Source organism: Marinobacter sp. KM021, assembly GCF_050707965.1.
Taxonomy (GTDB): Bacteria; Pseudomonadota; Gammaproteobacteria; order Pseudomonadales; family Oleiphilaceae; genus Marinobacter; species Marinobacter shengliensis.
Genome location: NZ_CP136129.1, coordinates 1,942,539 through 1,964,700, shown reverse-complemented (window position 1 = coordinate 1,964,700; position 22,162 = coordinate 1,942,539). Strand labels below are relative to the sequence as shown.

Genomic DNA, 22,162 nt, shown 5'->3' with positions numbered 1-22,162 from the left:
GCCTGAGGGGTCAGGTACAAGGCGAGCTGCCTGCTATCGTGACTATAGGGTTGCGCTAAAAATAATGGCGCCCCGGTGTCGCTTTATGGTATAAACGCGCCCGCCGGAAACGAATCCGGCAAATTCACACACGTGTCAGCACGTTGTCCCAGGGTGCCGGCTCCTGTTTAAAGGAGGCTGGTTGGGGCAATCGGACGCGTGGAGGACTAACCCGAAGCTAAAAGGTAAATATCATGGCTCAGGTAAATATGCGTGACCTGCTTAAAGCAGGTGCTCACTTTGGTCACCAGACCCGTTACTGGAACCCGAAAATGGGTAAGTACATTTTCGGTGCCCGCAACAAGATTCACATCATCAACCTTGAGCAGACTGTTCCTGCCATGAACGAAGCGCTGAATGTGATTCAGCAGCTGGCAGAGAGCAAGAACAAGATCCTGTTCGTTGGTACCAAGCGTGCTGCGTCCAAGATCATCAAGGAAGAAGCTCAGCGTTCCGGCCAGCCCTACGTTAACCATCGCTGGTTGGGTGGCATGCTGACCAACTACAAGACCATCCGTCAGTCTATTCGCCGCTACCGTGATCTGGAAGCCCAGAGCAAAGACGGTACTTTCGACAAACTGACCAAGAAAGAAGCCCTTGAGCGTACCCGTGAAATGGACAAGCTCGAGCGCTCCATCGGTGGTATCAAGGATATGGGCGGCCTGCCCGACGCGCTGTTCGTTATCGACGTGGATCACGAGCGTATCGCTATCAAGGAAGCCAACAAGCTGGGTATTCCTGTTATCGGTGTTGTTGATACCAACAGCGATCCGGACGGCGTTGATTACGTAATCCCGGGTAACGATGACGCCATCCGCGCCATCCAGATCTACGTGAAGGCTGTTGCCGATACCTGCCTGGAAGCTTCCCAGTCTGCAGGCGCTGGTGCTGACGAGTTTGTTGAAGTCAGCGAAGACGCTGCGGGCGCCGCTCCGGCTGCCGAGTAACACTTAAACTTCACGTTTGAGTTGTAAGGTATGCCCGCTCGTTAATCCGGGCATACCTCCCCACCGAATTCGGAAACGATTAAGAGGACTGAACATGGCTGCAATTACCGCTGCAATGGTCAAAGAGCTGCGTGAGCGTACCGGCCTTGGCATGATGGAATGCAAGAAGGCACTGGTTGAAGCCGGTGGTGACGTTGACGCCGCAATCGAAGAGCTGCGCAAGTCTTCCGGTCTGAAAGCCGCCAAGAAAGCCGGCCGTACCGCCGCTGAAGGCGTGTCTCTGGTTAAAGTGTCTGACGACAACACCGTTGCCTACATTCTGGAAGTGAACTCCGAGACTGACTTTGTTGCTCGTGACGACAACTTCATGAACTTCGCCAACGACGTTCTGAACGTTGCCTTCGAAAAAGGTGAAACCGACGTTGCGGCCCTGATGGCTGGCGATCTGGAAGCCAAGCGTGAGGCGCTGGTTCAGAAGATCGGCGAGAACATCACTGTTCGTCGCATCATCAAGGTGGAAGGTCCGGTTGTGGGCGGTTACGTTCACAGCAACAACAAAATTGCCTCTGTTGTGGCCCTGACCGCTGGTAACGAAGAGCTGGCTCGTGACATCGCGATGCACGTGGCTGCTGTTAACCCGCGTGTTGGCAAGCCCGACGACATGCCGGCTGAAGAGCTGGAAAAAGAGAAAGAGATCATCAAGGCGCAGCCGGATATGGAAGGCAAGCCTGCTGAGATCATCGAAAAGATGATGGGTGGCCGCATCAAGAAGTTCCTGGCTGAGAACAGCCTGATTGAGCAGCCGTTCGTCAAGAACCCCGACCAGAAAGTGGGCGACCTGATCAAAGCGGCCGGTGGCGAGCTGGTTGGTTTCGTTCGCCTGGAAGTGGGTGAAGGCATCGAGAAAGAAGAAGTGGATTTCGCTGCTGAAGTGGCTGCTGCCGCTGGCACAGGCAAGGCCTGATCCTCTTCTGAGCGCTGTCACGCAAGGTGGCAGTGCTTACCTGAGTCTGCCACGTCAGTCGGGTACGCCCGGCTTTCGTGGCGGGCTTGTATCTGAGATACCCCTTTTTTCGAGGAGTATGTCAGATACAAGCCTGCAACGGGTTTGCGCCGGATAGCCAACAGACGATAAGGGGATCACCATGCCGACATCTTCAAAAAACCAGCCCAGATACAAGCGTGTTCTGCTGAAGCTCAGTGGCGAGGCCCTGATGGGCGATCACGATTTCGGTATTGACCCCAAAGTTCTTGATCGCATGGCGCTTGAAATCGGTGCCCTGGTCGGTATTGGCGTACAAGTGGGGTTGGTGATTGGCGGTGGTAACCTGTTCCGGGGGGCAGCGCTAAGTGCCGCAGGCCTTGACCGTGTGACGGGGGACCACATGGGTATGCTGGCCACGGTCATGAATGGTCTGGCCATGCGTGATGCGCTTGAACGTTCCAATATCCGGACCCGTGTGATGTCTGCCATTCCAATGAGCGGCATTGTTGAGCATTATGACCGCCGGCGCGCAGTACGTGACCTGAAAGAGGGTGACGTGGTTATTTTCAGCGCAGGTACCGGTAATCCGTTCTTCACCACAGACTCCGCCGCTTGCCTGCGGGGTATCGAGATCGAGGCCGATGCCGTGCTGAAGGCCACCAAGGTTGACGGTGTCTACAATGCGGATCCCCATCTTGACCCCAGCGCTGTAAAATACGATTACCTGACCTACGATGAGGTTCTGGACAAAAAGCTCGGGGTGATGGACCTCACGGCTATCTGCCTGGCCCGGGATCATGGTATGCCGCTGCGCGTGTTCAATATGAGCCAGCCGGGCGTTCTGACCCGCATTGTGACTGGCGAGAAAGAAGGCACATTGATTGAATAATTGGTTGCCGGCTGCGGAAAGCTGGCCGGATACTGCACTATAACCAGACGAACGTTTCGAGGATGCTGACGTGATAAACGATATCAAAGCAGATGCCGAGAAGAAGATGAAGAAGAGCCTGGAGGCTCTGCACTCGGCTTTCAACAAGATTCGCACCGGCCGTGCCCACCCTGCGATTCTGGACAGTGTGATGGTGAACTACTACGGTCAGGAAACGCCGCTGAAGCAGGTTGCCAGCGTTAACGTTGAAGACAATCGCACCCTGATGGTTGCCCCGTGGGAGAAGAATCTGGTTCCCACCATCGAAAAGGCCATTATGACGTCGGATCTGGGGCTGAATCCGTCTACCAGCGGTGATGTGATTCGTGTGCCCATGCCGATGCTGACCGAAGAAACCCGTAAGGAAATGGTCAAGCAGGCGAAAGCAGATGCGGAGCATGGCCGGGTGTCCATCCGTAACGCTCGCCGCGATGCCAACAGCATGATCAAAGACCTGCTCAAGGAAAAAGAGATCAGTGAGGACGATCAGCGCCGGGGCGAAGACGAAGTCCAGAAACTGACTGACAAGTACATCGCTGAAGTCGACAAGATGCTGAAGGCGAAGGAAGAGGACCTGATGGCGGTCTGATCGCCGGGTCCATTCAGTAGAAAGCACGCGGCGGGGTGGATGCTCCGCCGCACAGAGGGTTTCATGACGGCACAAATAACCGCAGAAATTCCGGTGATGGCAGACAACTGTCCCCGGCATGTGGCCATTATCATGGATGGCAATAACCGCTGGGCCAAGGCTCATCGGCTCAAGGGAGTGGCTGGTCACAAGGCTGGTGTGGATGCGGTAAAGGCCGTGGTGGAAACCTGCGCCAGGGAAGGGGTGGAGGTGCTCACCCTGTTCGCTTTCTCCAGCGAGAACTGGCGTCGCCCGAAAGACGAAGTGTCGGCTTTGATGAGGCTTTTCCTGATTGCCCTTGAGCGCGAGGTCCGGAAGCTTCATCGCAACAATATCCGCTTGCGCATAATAGGCGATCGCTCGGCTTTCAATCCAACGCTTCAGGAGCACATGGAGAAAGCCGAGACGCTGACCCGCGACAACACGGCGATGACCCTGGTGATTGCGGCGAACTACGGAGGCCACTGGGACATAACCCAGGCAACCCGGAAGGTGGCAGAGCAGGTTCGGATTGGTCAACTTGAACCGTCAGACATTACCGACGACCTGATCCAGCAGCACCTCAGTATCGGCGACCTGCCCATGCCGGACCTGATGATCCGTACCGCCGGCGAGCAGCGCATCAGCAACTTCCTGTTGTGGCACCTGGCCTATACCGAGTTCTACTTTTCCAGCGTTTACTGGCCGGATTTCAAGGCTGAGGAAATGCGCAAGGCACTGGAAGCCTACAGCCGTCGCCAGCGTCGTTTCGGGCAAACCGACGACCAGATCGCGGCGCGAGCTTCACAACAATAACGATACAGCGACTTATACCGTGTTAAAAACCCGCATCATCACAGCTCTTATTCTTGCTCCCATCGCGATTGGCGGCATCTTTTTTACATCACCCCTGGGGTTTGCCCTGTTCACCGGCGCGATCATCACTCTGGGTGCCTGGGAATGGGCGAATATGTCCGGCATTGAGGCGCAGCCGGGCCGGGTTATCTACGCCGCTGTTGTTGCAGCGTTACTCTATGGGCTGCTGAACGTGCCTTCGGTGGCTGTGCTCTGGCTTGCCGTGATTTGGTGGCTGGTGTGCTTCTGGCTGGTGCGCCGGTATCCGGCTGGATCGGATTCCTGGGGTGCCGTGCCCGTGCGAGCGGTGATGGGCCTGCTGGTGCTGATACCGGCCTGGGTGGGGTTGAACCACCTGCGAACCGGAGGCTTTCAGTTTGGTGACCTGGCAGATAACCGCCTGGCGATTCTCTATATATTTCTTGTGGTCTGGGTGGCGGATATTGGCGCCTATTTTGCGGGCAGAGCGTTCGGCAAGGCCAAACTGGCGCCCCGGGTCAGCCCCGGTAAGTCGTGGGCCGGTGTGTGGGGTGGCCTGGCGGCGGTCGCCTTGCTTGCCGTTGTCGCCAGCCAGCTGGCTGGCGCCACGCCTGTTCAAATGGCTCTGTTGATCGTTGCCACACTGGTCACCGGTTTTGTGTCGGTGCTGGGCGACCTTCTTGAAAGCATGCTCAAGCGGTTCCGGGGTATCAAGGATAGCAGTCAATTGCTGCCCGGCCATGGCGGGATCATGGATCGCATCGATAGCCTGACCGCCGCCATTCCTGTATTTGCCCTGATAATCACCCTGCTGGGTTGGTTGACCACCGGTCACTGGTAACTATGACAACACGTTGCATTACCGTATTGGGGGCAACGGGCTCCATCGGGCTCAGCACCCTGGATGTGATTCGCCGACACCCGGGCCGGTTCTCGGTCTACGCGCTGACAGCGGGCACGCGGGCATGGGAGTTGGCAACCCTGTGCCGGGAGTTTCGCCCCAAGGTAGCTGTCATGGCCAGTGAGCGCGCTGCGGACGAGCTCAGGGAGTTGCTGGCCGATTGCCCGGATACCCAGGTGCTCGGGGGTGAGGCAGGCCTCTGTGCCGTGGCAGCTGCGAGCGACGCCGATACAGTCATGGCCGCCATTGTTGGCGCTGCGGGCCTGGCGCCAACCTTATCGGCAGTGCGGGCCGGAAAGCGGGTACTGCTGGCCAACAAGGAAGCGTTGGTGATGTCGGGCCAGTTGTTTATGGACGCGGTAATCGCCTCAGGCTCGGAGTTGCTGCCCATCGACTCTGAGCACAACGCCATTTTCCAGTGTATGCCAGCAGACAAAATTCGGGATCCGAAGGCCGCCGGTATTACCCGGATCCTGTTGACCGCCTCTGGTGGGCCGTTTCGAACCATGGCAGCAGAAGAGCTCCGCAGTGTTACTCCGTCTCAGGCCTGTGCGCACCCGAACTGGTCGATGGGCCAGAAGATTTCGGTCGATTCCGCCACGCTGATGAACAAAGGGTTGGAGCTGATTGAAGCCTGCTGGCTGTTCAATACCACGCCAGACCGGGTTGAGGTTCACGTTCATCCGGAGAGTATTATCCATTCCATGGTGGAGTACGCGGACGGCTCTGTTCTGGCTCAACTTGGAAGCCCGGACATGCGTACGCCAATTGCCAACGGGCTGGCCTGGCCCGAGCGTATTGAGGCGGGGGTTGCACCTCTGGACCTGTTTGCCATTGGTAAATTCCATTTTGAACGACCGGATCTCCAGCGCTTCCCCTGCCTGCGGCTGGCCGCCGAGGCTTTCGCCAGTGGTGGCACGGCACCAGCGGTGCTGAATGCCGCCAACGAAGTGGCGGTGGAGGCGTTTCTGGACGGTAAGCTGTGCTTCGCCGATATCCCCGTTATCATAGAGCGGACTTTGGCGGCGACGCCGGTCGTTCCAGCGAGCGACTTCGACACCATATTTACCAAGGATGCCGAGGCTCGCAGCCGGGCCAGGGAACAGATAAGCCTGCTGTCTGTCTGAGTCCTGCGGGAATGTTCATGTTGGCCGACGGCCTCAAACCGGAAACTCTATGCAGATTATTCAAACCGTTCTGGCACTTGCATTAACACTGGGAATCCTGGTGACCCTGCACGAGTATGGTCACTTCTGGGTGGCCCGGCGGTGCGGGGTCAAGGTGCTCAGGTTTTCCGTGGGCTTCGGTAAACCCTTGTTTTCCTGGTACGATCGTCATGGTACCGAGTTTGCGGTGGCGGCGATCCCGTTGGGCGGCTACGTCAAGATGCTCGATGAGCGGGAAGGCCCCGTACCGGAGGGGCTGAAAGATCAGGCCTTTACCTCCAAGCCGCCGTCCCAGAGAATTGCCATCGCTGCTGCCGGCCCGCTGGCAAATTTCCTGTTTGCCATCTTCGCCTACTGGTTGCTGAGCGTAGTGGGCGTAACAACCGTTGCTCCGGTGGTAGGGGATGTGACGCCCGGCAGTGTGGCCGAGAGGGCAGGGTTGCAGCAGGGCATGGAAATCCATGCTGTGGATGGTCACCGGGTGACGTCCTGGCGTGATATTAATATGCGCCTGTTGGAGCGAACCGGAGAACAGGGCCTGGTGACACTTGAGGTGTCACAGAATGGATCAAAAGGCACAGTCGACGGAGCCCTGAATGGCTGGCGTCTGAGCAATGATACGCCTAACCCCCTGGCAGAATTCGGTATCACGCCCTGGCGACCGGCGGTGCCGGCTGTGTTGGGGCAGGTCACCAGTGATGGCCGGGCTGCTGCCGCAGGGCTTCGGAGCGGCGATCGTATTGTTGCCGTGGACGACGAGCCGGTGGCCGACTGGTTTGCCCTGGTGGACTACATCAGGAATGCGCCGGAAACCGACCTTGAGCTGTCCATAGAGCGTGATGGCACTCCCCTGGAGCTTACCGTTCGCCCGGCTACCCGAACCCTCGACGACGGCCAGGAAATTGGCTTCGTGGGTGCAGGTGTCGAAGCGATCACCTGGCCAGACGAGTTGCTGCGTGAAGTCCGTTACGGCCCCTTTGCGGCCATTCCGAATGCGGTGCATGAAACCTGGGCGGATACCCGACTGACGCTGGTGGCCATCAAGAAAATGGTCACGGGCCTGTTGTCGCCCACCAATCTGAGTGGGCCGATAACCATTGCCCGGGTGGCTGAGGCCAGTGTCAGTTCCGGGTTTGAAGATTTTATCCGTTTTCTGGCCTACCTGAGTGTCAGCCTCGGGGTGCTGAATCTTTTGCCGATTCCTGTATTGGACGGTGGCCACATTGTGTATTACACCATCGAGGCTATACGCCGAAAGCCGGTATCTGAACAGGTTCAGGCACTTGGATTACGAATTGGTATGGCTTTGATTCTGACTTTAATGGTGTTTGCTCTTTACAACGACCTGATGCGGTTGTGAGAATTGCGGGCTCCTTACCGCACATTAACCAGGCGATATAACTGAATGAGACGTTCCCTTCTAGCTGTAGCCGTTGGCCTAGCCATTACCGCAACTGGTATCAAGCCTGTGCTGGCGGATGAATTCACGGTAGCGGATATCGAGGTAGAAGGCCTTCAGCGGGTTTCAGCGGGCTCCGTCTTCTCGGCTTTTCCGGTAAACATTGGCGAGCAGATCGACGAGACCCGTCTGGCCAATGCCATCAAGGAGTTGTTCAGGACCGGTCTGTTTACCGACATCGAAGCCAGCCGTGACAGCGGTGTACTCATTCTGTCGGTCAAGGAGCGCCCTTCCATTTCGTCCATTGAGATCGACGGCAACAAGAACATCGAAACCGATATGTTGATGGATGCGCTGGCGGGCGCCGGGCTGGAAGAAGGTCAGGTTTTCCGTAGAGCGACCCTCGAACGGCTGGAGCTTGAGATCCTGCGCTCCTATATCGCACAGGGCCGTTATAACGCGCGAGTGCGTGCCACGGCTGAAGAACTTCCAAGAAACCGGGTAGCGGTTCGTCTCGATATCAACGAAGGCACTGTTGCCTCAATCAAGCACATTAATATTGTTGGAAATCAGGATTTCAGTGATGAAGAGCTGATCAGCCTGTTTGAGTTGCGCACCAGCAGCTGGTGGAATTCCATTACCAATAAAGACAAGTATGCCCGGGAGCGCCTGAGTGGTGACCTGGAATCGTTGCGTTCATTTTACCTTGACCGCGGTTATCTGGATTTCACCGTAGAATCCAGCCAGGTGTCCATTTCACCGGACAAGCAGCAGGTATTTATCGCCATCTCCCTGGATGAAGGCCCCCAGTATACGATTTCGGACATTCGCCTTCGCGGCAACCTGATCGTCGAAGAGGAAGAGCTGCTTAAGCTGATTCCGGTCAAAGAGGGCGATGTGTTTTCCCGTGCCCAGATGACGGCCATATCAGAATCCCTGTCTTTCCGTCTTGGGCGGGAGGGCTATGCCTTCGCCAACGTCAATGCGGTCCCAGAGCCCGGCGAAGACAATACCGCAGCGGTGACCTTCTTCATTGAACCTGGCAAGCGCGCTTACGTCAGGCGTGTGAATTTTGAGGGCAATATCTCCACCAAGGATGAAGTGTTGCGTCAGGAAATGACCCAGATGGAAGGGGGCGTTGCGTCATCTGATCGCATAGAATTCTCAAAAACCCGATTGGAGCGACTGGGCTTCTTCCAGATCGTTGACGTGGAAACGGTTCCGGTGCCTGGCTCCGACGATCTGGTGGACGTCAATTACAGTGTCAGTGAGCAGCCGACTGGTAGCTTGTCTGCATCTATCGGTTTCTCCCAGAACTCCGGTGTGATCCTCGGTGCTGCAGTCTCCGAGAACAACTTCTTCGGTACAGGTAAGCGGGTGTCGTTTGGTGTAAACGTCAGCGATTCTGTTAAAAGCGCCAATATTTCCTATCTGGATCCCTACTACACTGTCGACGGCGTCAGCCGTGGTTTCAGTTTGTTTGCCAGAGAAACCGATTTTGAAGAGCAGGATATCTCCTCTTACTTGCTGGATGAATATGGCGCCAGATTAACCTTCGGGTATCCGACAGATGCCATCACCCGACTCAATTTCGGTGTGGGTGTCACTCAATCCAATCTCAAACCCGGCATCTTTTCCTCGGTTGAGGTGCGTGACTTCATTGCCGACGAAGGTGATTCGTTTACCAACTATTTCCTGTTCGGCAGCTGGCGGCGCAGCACCCTGAACCGGGGTGTACTGCCTACCCGTGGGTATAGCCATTCCCTGTCTCTGGATGTGGCGGTGCCGGGCAGTGATCTCACGTTCTACAAGGCCACCCATAGAACAGACTTTTACTTCCCGGTGGTGGACACCCATAAGTGGGTGGTTCGCGCCCGAACCGAGGTAGGCTTCGGGGATGGCTACGGCGACCGAACCCAGATGCCGTTCTTTGAGCATTTCTACTCGGGTGGCTATGGTTCTGTGCGCGGTTACCGGGCAAACTCCCTCGGTAATCGTGCCGAGCGCGCAGAAGGTGATTTCAGCACCCCCGATCCATTTGGCGGTAACCTGCTGACCGAAGCCGGCCTGGAGCTGATCTTCCCAACGCCCTTCGCGGGCGACACTCGCTCCATGCGTACCTCGTTCTTCCTGGATGCTGGTCAGGTGTTTGATACCGATCGTGAGTTTGATCCGGAGCTGGGTGAAGTGCGGGCCTCAGCGGGTGTGAGTTTCCAGTGGATTACCGCAGTGGGTCCGCTTGCTTTCAGCCTGGCGAAACCGCTTAATGACAAGTCGGGCGATGATACTCAGGTGTTCCAGTTCTCGCTGGGGCAAACCTTCTGATTGCAGTAAACAGAAAAACAAAGGATGAAACACAGGAGATTCCCGATGAAACGTCTATCTGCCATTGTTGGCGCAACTCTGATGGCATTCTCGCTGCAGCTCGCAGCGGAGACTAGAATTGGCGTGGTTGACCTGCGCCAGGCGTTGTTTTCGTCCAACGACGCCCAGTCTTTCAGTGAGAAACTTCAGCAGGATTTTGCTGGCGAAGAAGCCAAGGTTCGTGAGGCCCAGGAACAGGCCCGCAGGCTGAAGGATCGGATCGAGAAAGACGGCGCCATGATGAATGAAAGCGAGCGCAACAAGCTGACCGGTGAGTTCCAGGAGAAAGTGCAGGAGTTCAACTTCCTCAAACAGCGCCTGGACCAGACCGTTGCGCAGCGCAAACAGCAGTTTCTGGAGAACGCTCGCCCTGAAGTAGACGCGGCCGTCAAAGAGCTGCTGGAAGAGCACAATCTGGACCTGATTCTGCCGAGCGAAGCAGTTGTCTACGTTAAGCCGGAGATGAACCTGACCTCGGAATTGCTCGAGAAGCTTAACCGATAAACCTGGCCAGGCACTGTTACTACCGCATCGGGAGAAGGTTCAATGGTGCAAAAATCCTTTCGTTTGCAGGAACTGGCCGAGGCGTTGGGTGCTGAGCTGAGGGGAGATCCGGACACAGCCATTTCCGGTTTGGCAACGCTGCAGGCTGCGGGCCCCGGGCAGATGAGTTTTCTGGCTAATCCCGCCTATGCCAAGTATCTGGCGCAGACCAAGGCCTCTGCGGTGATTGTGTCGCCGGCTAATGCGGCCGATGCTCCGACCAATGTCCTGTTACTGGACAACCCCTACCTGGGCTACGCTCGCATCAGTCACTGGTTTGACGCCACACCGGCACCGGTTGCCGGTATTCACCCTACCGCCGTGGTTGATCCCTCGGCAACCGTTGCGGACTCTGCCTGTGTCGGCCCGCACGTGGTGATTGAAGCGGATGCGCAAATCGGTGATCAAGTTGTCATCGGGGCCGGCTGTTTCATCGGAGCCCGTTCCCGGATCGGTGATCAGTCAGTCCTGCGCCCGCGGGCTACCCTGGCCCATGATGTAGTGCTTGGGCAGCGTTGTCATATTCTCAGCGGGGCAGTCATCGGTTCAGATGGCTTTGGTTTTGCCAACGAGCGTGGTGTGTGGCACCGCATTGCCCAGGTTGGGGGCGTGGTGCTCGGGGATGATGTAGAGATTGGTGCCAATACCACGATCGATCGGGGGGCGGTTGACGATACAGTGATTGGCAATGGTGTAAAGATCGATAACCTGGTTCAGGTTGCGCACAACGTGCGCATTGGCGACCACAGCGCCATGGCCGCGAAAGTGGGCATTGCCGGCAGTACAACGATTGGTCGGCATTGTGTGTTTGGGGGCGCCGCTGGTGTTGCCGGCCACCTGGAAATTACCGACCAGGTTCAACTGACTGGAATGACGATGGTGACGGGCGACATAGCAGAGCCCGGGGTGTATTCGTCGGGTACCAGCGCAGATACCAACCGGCAATGGCGAAAGAATGCGGTACGCTTCAGGCAGTTGGACGTTCTGGCGAGGCGGGTCAAGGAACTGGAAAAAAAGCTGGAGGGCTGAGGCCAAGCAAGATGATGAAAATCGATGAAATTCTGGAGTATCTGCCGCATCGCTATCCGTTTCTGCTGGTGGACAGGGTAACCGAAGTCGAAAAAGGAAAGTCGATTAAGGGATACAAAAATATCTCCTTCAATGAGCCGTTCTTCACCGGGCATTTCCCGGACAACCCCATTATGCCCGGGGTGCTGATTATTGAGGCCATGGCGCAACTTTCCGGAATTCTCGGTTTTGTGACCGTGGAACGGAAACCGTCTGATGGCGTGATACAATACTTGGCTGGCTCTAGTAAAGTACGCTTCAAGCGTCCCGTGCTGCCGGGAGACCGCCTGGATATGGAATCCGAGTTTGTGTCTGGCAAGCGTGGTATCTGGAAATTCGAATGCCGCGCATTGGTGGACGGAGAAGTCGCGTGCGTTGCAGAAATATTGACCGCTGAGAGAGAAGTTTGATGGCGACAAATGACTGGTCGGGTGTCCATCCTCAGGCGATTGTGGACCCGTCAGCCAAACTGGCGGATAACGTTACGGTAGGTCCCTGGAGTTACATTGGCCCGGGGGTGGAAATCGGTGAAGGCACCGAGATTCTTTCCCATGTGGTGATCAAGGGCCCGACAGTTATCGGTCGCAATAACCGTATTTTCCAGTTCTCCAGTATCGGGGAAGAGTGTCAGGACAAGAAGTACGCCGGTGAGCCAACGACACTGGTGATCGGCGACAACAACGTTATCCGCGAGAACTGCACCATCCACCGCGGAACCATTCAGGACCGGGGCGAAACCCGCATTGGCAATGGCAACCTGCTAATGGCCTACGTGCATGTTGCCCATGACTGCTGCGTTGGAGACAACACCATTCTGGCGAACTGTGCCACCCTGGCTGGTCACGTTACGGTAGGTGATTACGCCATCCTCGGCGGCGGCACTATGGTGCATCAGTTCTGCCATATCGGGCCCCACAGCATGGCGGCCGGTGGCAGTATCGTGCTCAAGGATATCCCCGCTTATGTCATGGCCAGCGGGCAGTCAGCCCAGCCCCATGGCATGAATGTTGAGGGGCTGAAGCGCCGTGGCTTCAGTAAGGAAGTGTTGTTGACCCTGCGCCGGGCCTATAAGGTGATCTACCGTCAGGGCCTGACCACAGAGCAGGCACTGGAAGAACTTGAGGGCAGCTTTGCTGACGTGCCAGAGGTTCGCCCGCTGATCGACTCGCTCCGGGGAGCGGATCGCGGCATCATCCGCTGATCCGGCAGGAGGCTGCCGGTGACGCACGCACAGGCTGACATGGTCAGTTCCCGCAAGTTGACCATTGCCATTATCGCCGGTGAGGCATCGGGGGATATCCTCGGTGCCGGCTTGATCCGGTCTCTCCGTAATCGCTATCCGAATGCCCGCTTCGTTGGTATTGGCGGCGATGAGATGAACGCCGAAGGGTTTCATTCCCTGGTCCCCATGGAGCGGTTATCCGTTATGGGGTTGGTGGAAGTGCTGGGGCGTATTCGGGAGTTGTTCAGTATCCGCGCCCGGCTGTTGGACTATTTCTTTACCACTCCGCCGGATGTCGTGATTGGCATTGATTCACCGGATTTCACCCTGGCTATCGAGCGGCGGTGTCGGGAGGCGGGTATCCCCTCGGTTCATTATGTGAGTCCTTCGGTCTGGGCGTGGCGCCAGAAGCGTATTTTCAAGATTGCCAAGTCTGTGGACCTGATGCTCACGCTGTTTCCCTTTGAAGCCCGTTTCTACGAAGAGCACCAGGTGCCGGTCGCTTTTGTGGGGCACCCGCTGGCTGATCGTATTCCCATGGAACCGGATACCGGTTCCGCCCGGGAGAGCCTTGGGCTTGAGCCAGACAAGCCGGTACTGGCTGTTTTGCCAGGCAGTCGGGGTGGGGAGGTGGAGCGCCTTGGCACGCTGTTCCTGGAGGCGTCCCGTTGGCTACAGAACCGCAGGCCAGACATTCAGTTGGTGATTCCCTGTGTAAACCGGGATCGGGAACGGCAGGTTCAGGCGTTGGTGGAATCCCTGGACGTGAAACTGTCGGTTACCCTGGTGCGTGGTCGCTCTCGTGAGGTGATGGCTGCCAGTGATGTGGTGCTGCTTGCCTCAGGAACTGCCACCCTCGAAGCGATGTTGCTCAAAAAGCCAATGGTGGTGGGCTACCGATTGAGCAACTTCAGTTACAAGCTGCTGTCGCGGCTGGTAAAAGTGCCCTGGGTGGCGTTACCGAACCTGCTCGCCCAGAAACCATTAGTGCCGGAACTGTTGCAGGACGATGCCACCCCTGAAAGCCTGGGTGCTGCTGTGCTTGAGCGACTGGAAAATGAACAGGAGCGGGCTGCATTGAAGCGAGCCTTTTCCGAGCTTCATCAGTCGCTGAAACAGAATGCCGATGAGCGGGCCGCCAAGGCTGTTTCTGAGTTGTTGGAGCGGCACCGCTAATGGCTGGTAAGGCGCTCCCTCCGTTTGAATGCAGTTATCAAGGCTGGCGACTCGCCGGGGTGGACGAGGTAGGCCGGGGCCCTTTAATCGGTGCCGTCGTCACCGCAGCGGTTATCCTGGACCCCGAGCGGCCTATTCAGGGCCTTGCGGATTCCAAGAAGCTCACAGAGAAGCGGCGCCTGGCACTGTACGATGAGATTGTCGAAAAGTCAGCGGCTTGGTGCCTGGGGCGCTGTGAGCCTGGCGAGATCGATCAATTGAATATCTACCAGGCCACGATGCTGGCCATGAAGCGGGCGGTGGATGGTCTTTCCATCGCTCCGGAATACGTTCTCGTGGATGGCAACCGTTGCCCGAACTGGCGCTGGCCATCGGAGCCGGTGGTAAAAGGGGATAGTCGACACCCGGCCATCAGCGCGGCATCTATCATTGCCAAGGTGACGCGTGACCAGGAAATGGCGTTGCTGGAGCAAACCTATCCCGGTTACGGTCTGGCGCAACATAAGGGGTACCCGACGCCGGTGCACCTGGAGGCGCTGATGCGTCTTGGGGCAACTCCGGAGCATCGCCGATCCTTTCGTCCTGTCCAGGAAGCAATTGACTCCGCAGGTTTCTTTCAGCCGGCCAGCGAGAAGGGTGCGCCCGAGTTGAGCTATCCCACCGACCTGTTTGAAAATATGGATTGACAGTCCCGGTGGTGCGCTGTAATATTCGCGCCACGTTGATTGGGGCAACCCCGGTAAACAAAAGATTTCGTTAAAAGTTTTGATGCGGGGTGGAGCAGTCTGGTAGCTCGTCGGGCTCATAACCCGAAGGTCGTAGGTTCGAATCCTGCCCCCGCTACCATATAAAAGAAAGGCAGATCAGTAACTTACTGGTCTGCCTTTTTTGTTTTTGCGGCGACCAAATTCCCCTGTGACGTATATGTGACACATATGTGCCAATCCCTGTGACATCCTATTTTGATGGTTGGGTGAGATTGACCGTAAGTCTTTCTATGTCACACGCCAAATAATCCCTCAGCGGACGACTCGGTCATCCCTCATTTAGCAATCCCCTCCCTGGAATTATCTTGGCTATCTTTAATTTTTACCTATTGGTCTTCCTGAAACTCCAGCAGATCGCTGACCTCACATTTGAATAATTTACAGAGTTTGTCGAGCGCATCAAGATCGATCCGTTGAGCGGTCTCTTTGTAAAGCAGAGTCACCGTGTTGCGGTTCAGGCCGGTCTCTCGCGCCACATCCACGATCTTCATTTTGTGCTCGCCCATAATGCGGGCCAGGTGGCATCGAATCATCTCTAATTTATCCTTAATGAAAAAATATCATCCAGGATGACAAAAAGCGCTTGCAAGTGTTCTTTTGTTGCATAAAATGTCATTTAGGATGGCATTCTGATATAGGGGATGTCTTTTGTTGATCTAGCGTATCGCAACGGAAGGAATTTTTCGATGGAAAACTCTTACACCTATCTGACCACTGAAGAACTGGCTGGTCGAATCAAATATGACTGTCGGACCATTCGCCAGTGTCTGAAAGACACGGTTCTCCTAGAGGGCAAGCACTACATCAAGCCGTTCGGCCGCCGCAAGATTCTTTTTCTTTGGGAGGAAGTCGAAAAGGAAATGTTAGACGGTGCCCGGGAGAATGAGTTTTTGGCAATTCCTATGGCGAACGGGGTGGTTTGTCATGGGTAAGGTGAGGGCAAGGAAAGAGACAGGAAAGCTGTATTTGGACTTTATGTACGCAGGTCACCGGTGTCGTGAACAAACGGCACTGCCGGACACGCTTGTAAACCGCAAACGTGTAAACGCACTTTTGCAGAAAGTTGAGGCCATGATTCTCTTGGGTGACTTCAACTATGCGGAGTATTTCCCTGATAGTCGTAACCTCAAGAAGGTTCAAGCCAACCAGGCAGGTGCTGGGACTGGCAGCAACTCAGAAAATGGCAAAGCATCTGATACTCCTCTGTTCGCAGACTTCGCTGACCAGTGGTTCCTCGAATCGAAAATCCAGTGGCGGAACTCCCACACTCGTAATGTGGAATCCATTCTGGCCAGCTCTCTGAAGCCAGCCTTCAAGGATAAACGGGTAGGCGAGATTTCCAAACCAGACATTTTGGCTGCGCGTAACAAGATGGCTCGGCGGAAGGGAAGGGGGCAAGTGGTTTGATGGCGCCCAAAACCATCAACAGCCACATGACCATTCTGCGGATGATTCTGACGGAGGCGGCGGAGCGGTTTGACTTCACTAATCCCTACCTGAACATCAAGCCGCTGAAGCAGCAGAAGGTACACATCGAGCCCTTCTCCCTGAATGAGGTAGAAAAGATCCTCGAAACAGTCAGGGAAGATTACCGCAACTACTACCTGGTGCGTTTCTACACCGGCATGCGCACAGGGGAAGTTGACGGCCTCAAGTGGGAGCATGTGGATTTCGATAAACGGGAAATCCTGGTGCGAGAAACCCTCATTCATGGCCAGACCGAGTACACCAAAACAGATGGCTCTCAGCGGGAAATTCCCATGTTTGGCCCGGTGTACGATGCACTCAAGGCCCAGTACGAGGCCACCGGCAAGCTCAGCAAGTTCGTATTTTGCAACCGGCTGGGTGAGCCACTTGACCATAACAACGTGACTAAGCGTGTCTGGTACCCGCTGCTGGAGCATCTCAAGCTAAAAAAACGCCGTCCCTACCAGACGCGGCACACAGCGGCGACGTTGCTCCTCGCCTCCGGTGAGAACCCGGAGTGGGTGGCCAGAACTCTCGGCCATTCTTCAACGGAAATGCTGTTTAAAGTGTATTCCCGATACATCCCGAACCTGACTCGTATGGATGGCAGCGCCTTTGAGCGTCTGATTCAGAGTCGGGTCATCGAAAACGATAAGGAGGCAGGTGATGAAACTGAATGATCTGCGCCCGTTGACCCAGGAAACGTTCAAAGGCACCTACCGTCTGACAGGGCGTGTTGCTTGTTTTGATGATGAGGGTATCCCGTATCTGAAACTTCGCTTGAGCAGTTGTGCCAGCGACATTGTTGTATTGGCGGTGATCGGCTCTATCGTGATCCCAGAGCATCTCGGGCATATGGATCTAGTTGTAGTCAAAGGACAGGCCTGTGTTGGTACGGAGGAAAGTGAGATTTTGCTGACCGATATCCGTCGCCCGTTGCAGGCAGACGTTGCCGGCTTGCCGGCACTGCAGACTTTGCCACGAACGTTCTGCCCTAAGCCGGAGGCACTGGATCAGCTGGTGGCTGCGGTACGGTCTTTGCGGTCAGCCCCATTACAGATGTTCATTAAGCGAGTATTGGAGCGCCGTGACAGATTGGAGGTTTTCCTGAAAGCTCCGGCAAGCAGGAATTACCATCACAGTGAGCCCGGTGGTCTGCTGGCTCATTCCCTGGAGGTGGCGAAGAACGTTCTGGTCATGACGAAGGCCAATGAACCCGAGATGCCTTGGGAGCTTCAGGAGCTCGGTTTCGTCGCTGGTTTGTTGCACGATATTGGCAAGACCTACACCTATGATACGTGGGGTAAGCCGACAGCAACTGCAAGGTTGTGCGACCATGCCGACATGACTTTAGAGGCCTGCGCCTACGGCCTGGCTTATCTTGACAAGGTAGACCCTGATGCGGCTCTTGCACTCCGGCACATTTGGACCTGTGCCTCGCCCGGTGCTCGCTACGGTGTCAGCCCTGCGATGACGCTTGCCCGTTATGTTCGGGACGCCGATGCCCAGAGTGCCATGGCTGACAATCAGCGGAAGGCCTATCGAAAGCGCCAGCCAATCGGTTTTGGGCGGCTCGGAAACAACACATATTGGCGGCCATCGATAGAAGCTCACGGATGAGGCGGATGAAAACTACAGTGAGGGGTGTGAGCACGTTGCGGCCACACCCCTTTTTTATTCGATGTTGTGTGAGGACAGCAGCTGGGCCGTGAAACAGGCATTTACCCGGCAACGGTGCTAAGGTCAGGAAAAATATAGCCTCCAGAGCGAAGGATATGCTGAAGATATACTACCTCCACGGCTTCGCCAGTCACTTCGATATCACCAGCGACAAACTCAAAACGCTCGCCAGGCTTGGCCCTGTCTATGGTCACGACATCGATTACACCCAAGGCTCGGAAGACGTTATCGAAGAGAGCTTGGACAAACTGATGCAAGTAAACCCAGACCTTCTGGTTGGGACTTCGATGGGGGGATGGCTTGCGGGTATTCTGGGTGCCGAATCCGGCATTCCGTTTGTCGCCATCAACCCGGTGACGGATCCTGGTCACACTCTCAAGCCCTGGATAGGGCAGGGTGTTGATCATCAGGGGCAGGCCTATCAACTGACGGACGAAGTGGTTTCTAGCTACTATCCTTTCACCCACTATGGTAGCGGGTTGGTACTGCTGGATCAGGGGGATGAACTGCTTCCGTGGAACGACACCGTAAGGGCGCTTGGGGACTATTTTCCGGTTCATAGCTTTGAGGGCGGCAGCCATCGGTTTGAGCACATGGAAGAAGCGCTAGACCTTGTTCGGGAGCATGTGAAGGATTAATGCTACGAGGGGCGGCGTTAACGACAGTGCGACTGTTCCTCACTCGGCTTAGGTGCGACCGAATGTGTCAGAGCGCGACCTAACACGTAACCGGCTGCCACACCCACCAGCGCCGTCACCGGCCCGATCAGGCCGCCCAATAAGCCGCCAATAAACATCAGTATTACGCTTTTCATACAGACTCCTCCCACCTTCCTGGCAGCTGCACTATTCCGAGTATAAGGCATTGTGCCCAGCGATGGGTTGACCTGCTGATATTGTCTCGCCAAAATACTGTATATTCAGACAGTATCCGGTGTAAAGCATGTCCTGCATTCTGCTTGGTGACTTTGAGTCCTTCTCTCGCCTGAACATTCCGATGTTTCTGGAGCGGGTCTCCGCTGGCTTCCCATCGCCGGCGGAGGACTACGTTGAGAAAACCATTGACCTGAACGAGCTGTGCATCCAGCACCCGGCTGCCACGTTCTTTGTGCGAGTTCAGGGGGAGTCTATGGTTGAGGCGGGCATCTATCCCGGCGATGTCCTGGTGGTAGACCGATCACTGCGGGCCAGGCATGGAGATATCATCATCGCCAGCCTGGAAAGCGAGATGACGGTCAAGCAGTTGCATTTGACGCCACCGCCCGTTCGCCTCCTTCCAAGGAATTCAGCGTACCGGCCTATTACCGTCGAGGGCGATATGGTGATGGAGGTGTTTGGTGTGATCACCAATGTCATCCGGTCACTCAAGCGGGGAGGGCAGGGATGACACCTGAATCGGCAGTCTCCTTTGTCACCGTAAGACGACGGTTCGATTTTCGCAGCATCGAGGTCGGACGCTGGGTGACGCCCCAGGAGCGGGACCGGGCATCCGGCCGGTTCGATCAGGCGCTGTGTGATTTGATGACGATCCTGCGAGGACCGGAGCCATTGATCTCCCTGAGGAGCACGCTGGGCCTGCAGTATGGCATCGGCGGCCGGCTGGGCGTGGCCGCGCACTACATTCCCGCCACCCGGCAACTGGCGCTGGCCAAGAACGCTGGTGCGGGTAGCCTGGCGCATGAATGGTTTCACGCCTTTGATCACTACATGGGTGGCAAAGCTTACCGGAATGCCGGACCGTGCGGCTTCGCTTCAAGTGCCTGGCTGAACAGCGTAAGCAGTAAACCGCATCCACTGAATGAACGGCTAGCCGCCTGCTTCCAGGCCATCATGCTGACGGAGGACGGCACTGCACCCAGCACTTTGTTCCGGGCCTCCCAGGTGGCTGATCAGCACTTGAAAACGGTTTATTACGCCAAACCGGAGGAGCTGTGCGCCCGCGCCTTTGAAGCTTTTATTGAAGACAGTCAGCCGTGTAACCGATTTCTGGTAAACGGAACCGTTCACTCTGATGAAGCCAAGGCGGGTCTGTATCCGCAGGGCGAGCATCGCCAGCGGATCAATGACACCTTTCAGTGTTACTTTGCGGCGCTCGGGGCTGCGTTGTACCGGGAACAGGCCAAAGCCGGATGAGGAAGCCTGTGTTCGCCTTGGTGGATTGCAATAATTCCGGGGCTTTACTAACAGTTAGATGCGATTTTTTCTAGAGAATACAATCGGTTAGGCTAGGTAGCTTTTTTCACGTTTTTTGTTTTTGAGGTGGTCGTCGCACGTTAATCGGGCTCTGCCCATCCGCTATCCATGTGGCTCCAAAGATCAGGCATGGAAGGGCATGGCAGGACTCCACGCGGCAATCGAGTTTCTGGCTGGGTATTACACAGACTTGCCCGCCCGTTTGCATCCGACCTGACCAGTCCTTTGGGCCGGATTCGACCAGCACGCTTCTTGATCATGACCGGCAGAAGACGACCCATTGCTGCCGGTTGCGACAGGCAGCAATGGGCCAATCTCTCTCGTCCGCTGCGTCGGCAGCCGTGTCAGCACATCTTTGAGATAGGCATACGGATCATGCCCATTCATGCATGCTTAGATATCCAGGCAAATTTTGCCGAAATGCTGGTTGGTTTCCTGATACTTGAACGCTTCGACAATCTCGCTCAAAAGGAAATGACGATCAATAATCGGGCGCATGCCATTAGCATTGATGGCTCGGATCATGTCTTGCTGCTGGCTGCGGCTACCCACCAATACACCCTGCAGACGCACTTGCTTGATCAGTGCCGGTACAAAATTCATTGCACCGCTTACGCCACTCAATATCCCGATGACGGAGATGTGACCAGCAACCCGAATTGCAATCATCGATTGCTCAAGCGTCGCAGGGCCGCCGACTTCGATGATGTGGTCAACACCACGGCCACCCGTTAGAGCGCGTGCAGTTTCGCCCCAGTTAAGGTCTCTGCGGTAATTGATCACATGATCAGCGCCTAGCGCTTTCAGACGTTCAAGTTTTTCGTCGCTTGAAGAGGTAGCAATGACGGTAGCACCGGCCATTTTAGCGAACTGCAGGGCGAAAATTGAAACGCCACCAGTGCCTTGGACGAGCACGGTGTCGCCCGGCTTGAGTGAGTCATCGGCCATCAGGGCGCGCCATGCAGTAAGGCCGGCGGTGGTAAGCGTCGACGCTTCAGCATGGCTGTAGCCAGTAGGCGCGAGGGTGAACGATGTGGCTTTGGCCGTCACTTGCTCGCGAGCGTAGCCGTCAATGCCATCACCTGGCACGCTAACAAAGCCTTCAACCAGTGGCGCACCGTTGATCCACTCCGGGAAGAAGGTGCTGACGACCGAGTCACCCACCTTGAATTCAGTGACATCTGGGCCGACAGCAATGACTTCACCTGCACCATCGGCCATGGGGATGCGTTTTTCGGCAGGGCCCCATATACCGGTGACCACCGCGAAGTCGTGGTAGTTGAGCGAGTTGGCGTGAAGGCGTACGGTGATTTCGCCACGCGCTGCGGCTCGGACTTCGCTGCTGCCAACCACAACCTTTTCATAGCCGCCACCGGGTTGGACGAAGATAGCTTTGCTGCTCATAGGGGTTTCCTTATGTTTTCTAATTACGCGAAATAACGAAATGAAAGTTTAAAAATTACAATTCGATGATCAACCTACCCGCAAAGTCATCAATCGCCTGCTCATTGCGCCGGTAGTAAGTCCACTTTCCGATGCGGGTGGTTAGCACGAAGCCTGCACGTTGCAAGATAGCTAAATGTGCAGACGCGGCAGAAGGTGAAAGCCCGGCCTTGTGCTGCAAATGGGTTACGCACACTCCTATCGCAGGATCGCCATGATCCTGAGGTGGGAAATTACTGAGTGGGTCTTTGAGCCACTCCATCATTTGCATGCGAGTGTCATTGCCCAGGGCTTTGAGCTGTTCAAGTATCATGGTCGGCAATGTTACGCTTTTTTACGAAATGTTCAATAAGTAATCTATTACCCTTCGCAAGGGTTTGAAATCAAAAAAACGCATCCAGCTGAATCGCCCCTACTTTTGTAGACGCATTGAA

General features: G+C 55.9%; 26 protein-coding genes, 1 tRNA gene and 1 pseudogene. 23 read left to right on the top strand and 5 right to left on the bottom strand.

The features are described 5' to 3' along the window. Positions 1-233: 233 nt before the first annotated feature. The 16 genes from rpsB (at position 234) to RVM24_RS09215 (ending at position 15,025) form a co-directional block, all read left to right on the top strand. A complete protein-coding gene (gene rpsB, locus RVM24_RS09290; protein WP_058090260.1) occupies positions 234-986 on the top strand; it encodes a 30S ribosomal protein S2 in 753 nt (250 codons plus the stop codon). A gap of 94 nt (positions 987-1,080) precedes the next feature. Further along, complete coding sequence (tsf, locus tag RVM24_RS09285; protein WP_061333438.1) at positions 1,081-1,950, top strand: translation elongation factor Ts; 870 nt, start codon at positions 1,081-1,083, stop codon at positions 1,948-1,950. Between the two features lie 181 nt (positions 1,951-2,131). Then, complete coding sequence (gene pyrH / locus RVM24_RS09280; protein ID WP_058090258.1) at positions 2,132-2,860, top strand: UMP kinase; 729 nt, start codon at positions 2,132-2,134, stop codon at positions 2,858-2,860. A gap of 70 nt (positions 2,861-2,930) precedes the next feature. After that, the gene (gene frr / locus RVM24_RS09275) at positions 2,931-3,488 is read left to right on the top strand and encodes a ribosome recycling factor (RefSeq protein WP_058090257.1); all 558 of its coding nucleotides are present in this window, start codon (positions 2,931-2,933) and stop codon (positions 3,486-3,488) included. Between the two features lie 63 nt (positions 3,489-3,551). Beyond that, positions 3,552-4,322, top strand: coding sequence for a polyprenyl diphosphate synthase (gene uppS / locus RVM24_RS09270; protein WP_061333436.1), 771 nt, complete (start codon positions 3,552-3,554; stop codon positions 4,320-4,322). 19 nt (positions 4,323-4,341) lie between these two features. Next, positions 4,342-5,181 (top strand): phosphatidate cytidylyltransferase, encoded by an 840-nt coding sequence (locus RVM24_RS09265; RefSeq protein WP_061333435.1) that lies wholly within the window; start codon positions 4,342-4,344, stop codon positions 5,179-5,181. A gap of 2 nt (positions 5,182-5,183) precedes the next feature. Next, positions 5,184-6,368, top strand: a complete 1,185-nt coding sequence (ispC, locus tag RVM24_RS09260) for a 1-deoxy-D-xylulose-5-phosphate reductoisomerase (RefSeq protein ID WP_061333434.1) — start codon at positions 5,184-5,186, stop codon at positions 6,366-6,368. 49 nt (positions 6,369-6,417) lie between these two features. Next, positions 6,418-7,767: an RIP metalloprotease RseP gene (gene rseP / locus RVM24_RS09255; RefSeq protein ID WP_342630686.1), complete on the top strand. Its 1,350-nt coding sequence runs from the start codon at positions 6,418-6,420 to the stop codon at positions 7,765-7,767. 45 nt (positions 7,768-7,812) lie between these two features. Continuing rightward, a complete protein-coding gene (gene bamA, locus RVM24_RS09250) occupies positions 7,813-10,131 on the top strand; it encodes an outer membrane protein assembly factor BamA (RefSeq protein ID WP_431475272.1) in 2,319 nt (772 codons plus the stop codon). Between the two features lie 45 nt (positions 10,132-10,176). Next, a complete protein-coding gene (locus RVM24_RS09245) occupies positions 10,177-10,674 on the top strand; it encodes an OmpH family outer membrane protein (protein WP_061333431.1) in 498 nt (165 codons plus the stop codon). Between the two features lie 45 nt (positions 10,675-10,719). Continuing rightward, positions 10,720-11,742, top strand: a complete 1,023-nt coding sequence (gene lpxD / locus RVM24_RS09240; protein WP_431475398.1) for a UDP-3-O-(3-hydroxymyristoyl)glucosamine N-acyltransferase — start codon at positions 10,720-10,722, stop codon at positions 11,740-11,742. An 11-nt stretch (positions 11,743-11,753) separates the two neighbouring features. Beyond that, a complete protein-coding gene (gene fabZ, locus RVM24_RS09235; RefSeq protein WP_058090249.1) occupies positions 11,754-12,191 on the top strand; it encodes a 3-hydroxyacyl-ACP dehydratase FabZ in 438 nt (145 codons plus the stop codon). Then, complete coding sequence (gene lpxA / locus RVM24_RS09230) at positions 12,191-12,982, top strand: acyl-ACP--UDP-N-acetylglucosamine O-acyltransferase (RefSeq protein ID WP_431475271.1); 792 nt, start codon at positions 12,191-12,193, stop codon at positions 12,980-12,982. Before fabZ ends, lpxA begins: the two co-directional genes overlap by 1 nt. Before the next feature lie 39 nt (positions 12,983-13,021). Continuing rightward, positions 13,022-14,179: a lipid-A-disaccharide synthase gene (lpxB, locus tag RVM24_RS09225; protein ID WP_286921975.1), complete on the top strand. Its 1,158-nt coding sequence runs from the start codon at positions 13,022-13,024 to the stop codon at positions 14,177-14,179. Further along, positions 14,179-14,865, top strand: a complete 687-nt coding sequence (gene rnhB / locus RVM24_RS09220; protein ID WP_431475270.1) for a ribonuclease HII — start codon at positions 14,179-14,181, stop codon at positions 14,863-14,865. The genes lpxB and rnhB overlap by 1 nt, the downstream gene beginning before the upstream one ends. Positions 14,866-14,948: 83 nt before the next feature. Next, positions 14,949-15,025 (top strand) — tRNA-Met (locus RVM24_RS09215). Positions 15,026-15,272: 247 nt separating this feature from the next. On the opposite strand, the gene RVM24_RS09210 is transcribed toward RVM24_RS09215, so the two are convergent. Then, entirely contained in the window at positions 15,273-15,479 is a 207-nt protein-coding gene (locus RVM24_RS09210; RefSeq protein ID WP_058091801.1) for a helix-turn-helix domain-containing protein, read from the bottom strand. Positions 15,480-15,632: 153 nt separating this feature from the next. Between RVM24_RS09210 and RVM24_RS09205 the strand changes: the two genes are divergently transcribed. From RVM24_RS09205 to RVM24_RS09185, 5 genes are all read left to right on the top strand, one after another. Then, positions 15,633-15,878, top strand: coding sequence for a hypothetical protein (locus RVM24_RS09205; RefSeq protein WP_058091800.1), 246 nt, complete (start codon positions 15,633-15,635; stop codon positions 15,876-15,878). Further along, positions 15,871-16,353, top strand: coding sequence for an Arm DNA-binding domain-containing protein (locus tag RVM24_RS09200; RefSeq protein WP_431475269.1), 483 nt, complete (start codon positions 15,871-15,873; stop codon positions 16,351-16,353). Before RVM24_RS09205 ends, RVM24_RS09200 begins: the two co-directional genes overlap by 8 nt. Further along, the gene (locus tag RVM24_RS09195; protein WP_431475268.1) at positions 16,353-17,093 is read left to right on the top strand and encodes a site-specific integrase; all 741 of its coding nucleotides are present in this window, start codon (positions 16,353-16,355) and stop codon (positions 17,091-17,093) included. The genes RVM24_RS09200 and RVM24_RS09195 overlap by 1 nt, the downstream gene beginning before the upstream one ends. Further along, positions 17,080-18,033: a TraI domain-containing protein gene (locus tag RVM24_RS09190; RefSeq protein ID WP_058091798.1), complete on the top strand. Its 954-nt coding sequence runs from the start codon at positions 17,080-17,082 to the stop codon at positions 18,031-18,033. The genes RVM24_RS09195 and RVM24_RS09190 overlap by 14 nt, the downstream gene beginning before the upstream one ends. Positions 18,034-18,188: 155 nt before the next feature. After that, positions 18,189-18,731, top strand: a complete 543-nt coding sequence (locus RVM24_RS09185) for a YqiA/YcfP family alpha/beta fold hydrolase (protein ID WP_058091797.1) — start codon at positions 18,189-18,191, stop codon at positions 18,729-18,731. Positions 18,732-18,748: 17 nt separating this feature from the next. Here RVM24_RS09185 and RVM24_RS09180 read toward each other — a convergent pair whose 3' ends face one another. After that, positions 18,749-18,907 (bottom strand): hypothetical protein, encoded by a 159-nt coding sequence (locus RVM24_RS09180; RefSeq protein ID WP_156471732.1) that lies wholly within the window; start codon positions 18,905-18,907, stop codon positions 18,749-18,751. Between the two features lie 128 nt (positions 18,908-19,035). Between RVM24_RS09180 and umuD the strand changes: the two genes are divergently transcribed. Next, positions 19,036-19,479, top strand: a complete 444-nt coding sequence (gene umuD, locus RVM24_RS09175; protein ID WP_058091796.1) for a translesion error-prone DNA polymerase V autoproteolytic subunit — start codon at positions 19,036-19,038, stop codon at positions 19,477-19,479. Continuing rightward, positions 19,476-20,225 carry a CLCA_X family protein gene (locus RVM24_RS09170; RefSeq protein WP_058091795.1) on the top strand — a complete coding sequence of 250 codons (750 nt, stop codon included), beginning with the start codon at positions 19,476-19,478 and terminating at the stop codon, positions 20,223-20,225. The genes umuD and RVM24_RS09170 overlap by 4 nt, the downstream gene beginning before the upstream one ends. A 357-nt stretch (positions 20,226-20,582) precedes the next feature. Here the strand turns inward: RVM24_RS09170 and RVM24_RS09165 are convergent. From RVM24_RS09165 to RVM24_RS09155, 3 genes and pseudogenes are all read right to left on the bottom strand, one after another. After that, positions 20,583-20,678 (bottom strand): annotated as a pseudogene (locus tag RVM24_RS09165) (transposase domain-containing protein); the annotation flags it as partial. Further along, positions 20,679-21,689 (bottom strand): zinc-dependent alcohol dehydrogenase family protein, encoded by a 1,011-nt coding sequence (locus tag RVM24_RS09160; protein WP_058091794.1) that lies wholly within the window; start codon positions 21,687-21,689, stop codon positions 20,679-20,681. A 55-nt stretch (positions 21,690-21,744) separates the two neighbouring features. Further along, positions 21,745-22,041: an ArsR/SmtB family transcription factor gene (locus RVM24_RS09155; RefSeq protein WP_058091793.1), complete on the bottom strand. Its 297-nt coding sequence runs from the start codon at positions 22,039-22,041 to the stop codon at positions 21,745-21,747. Positions 22,042-22,162: the final 121 nt, after the last annotated feature.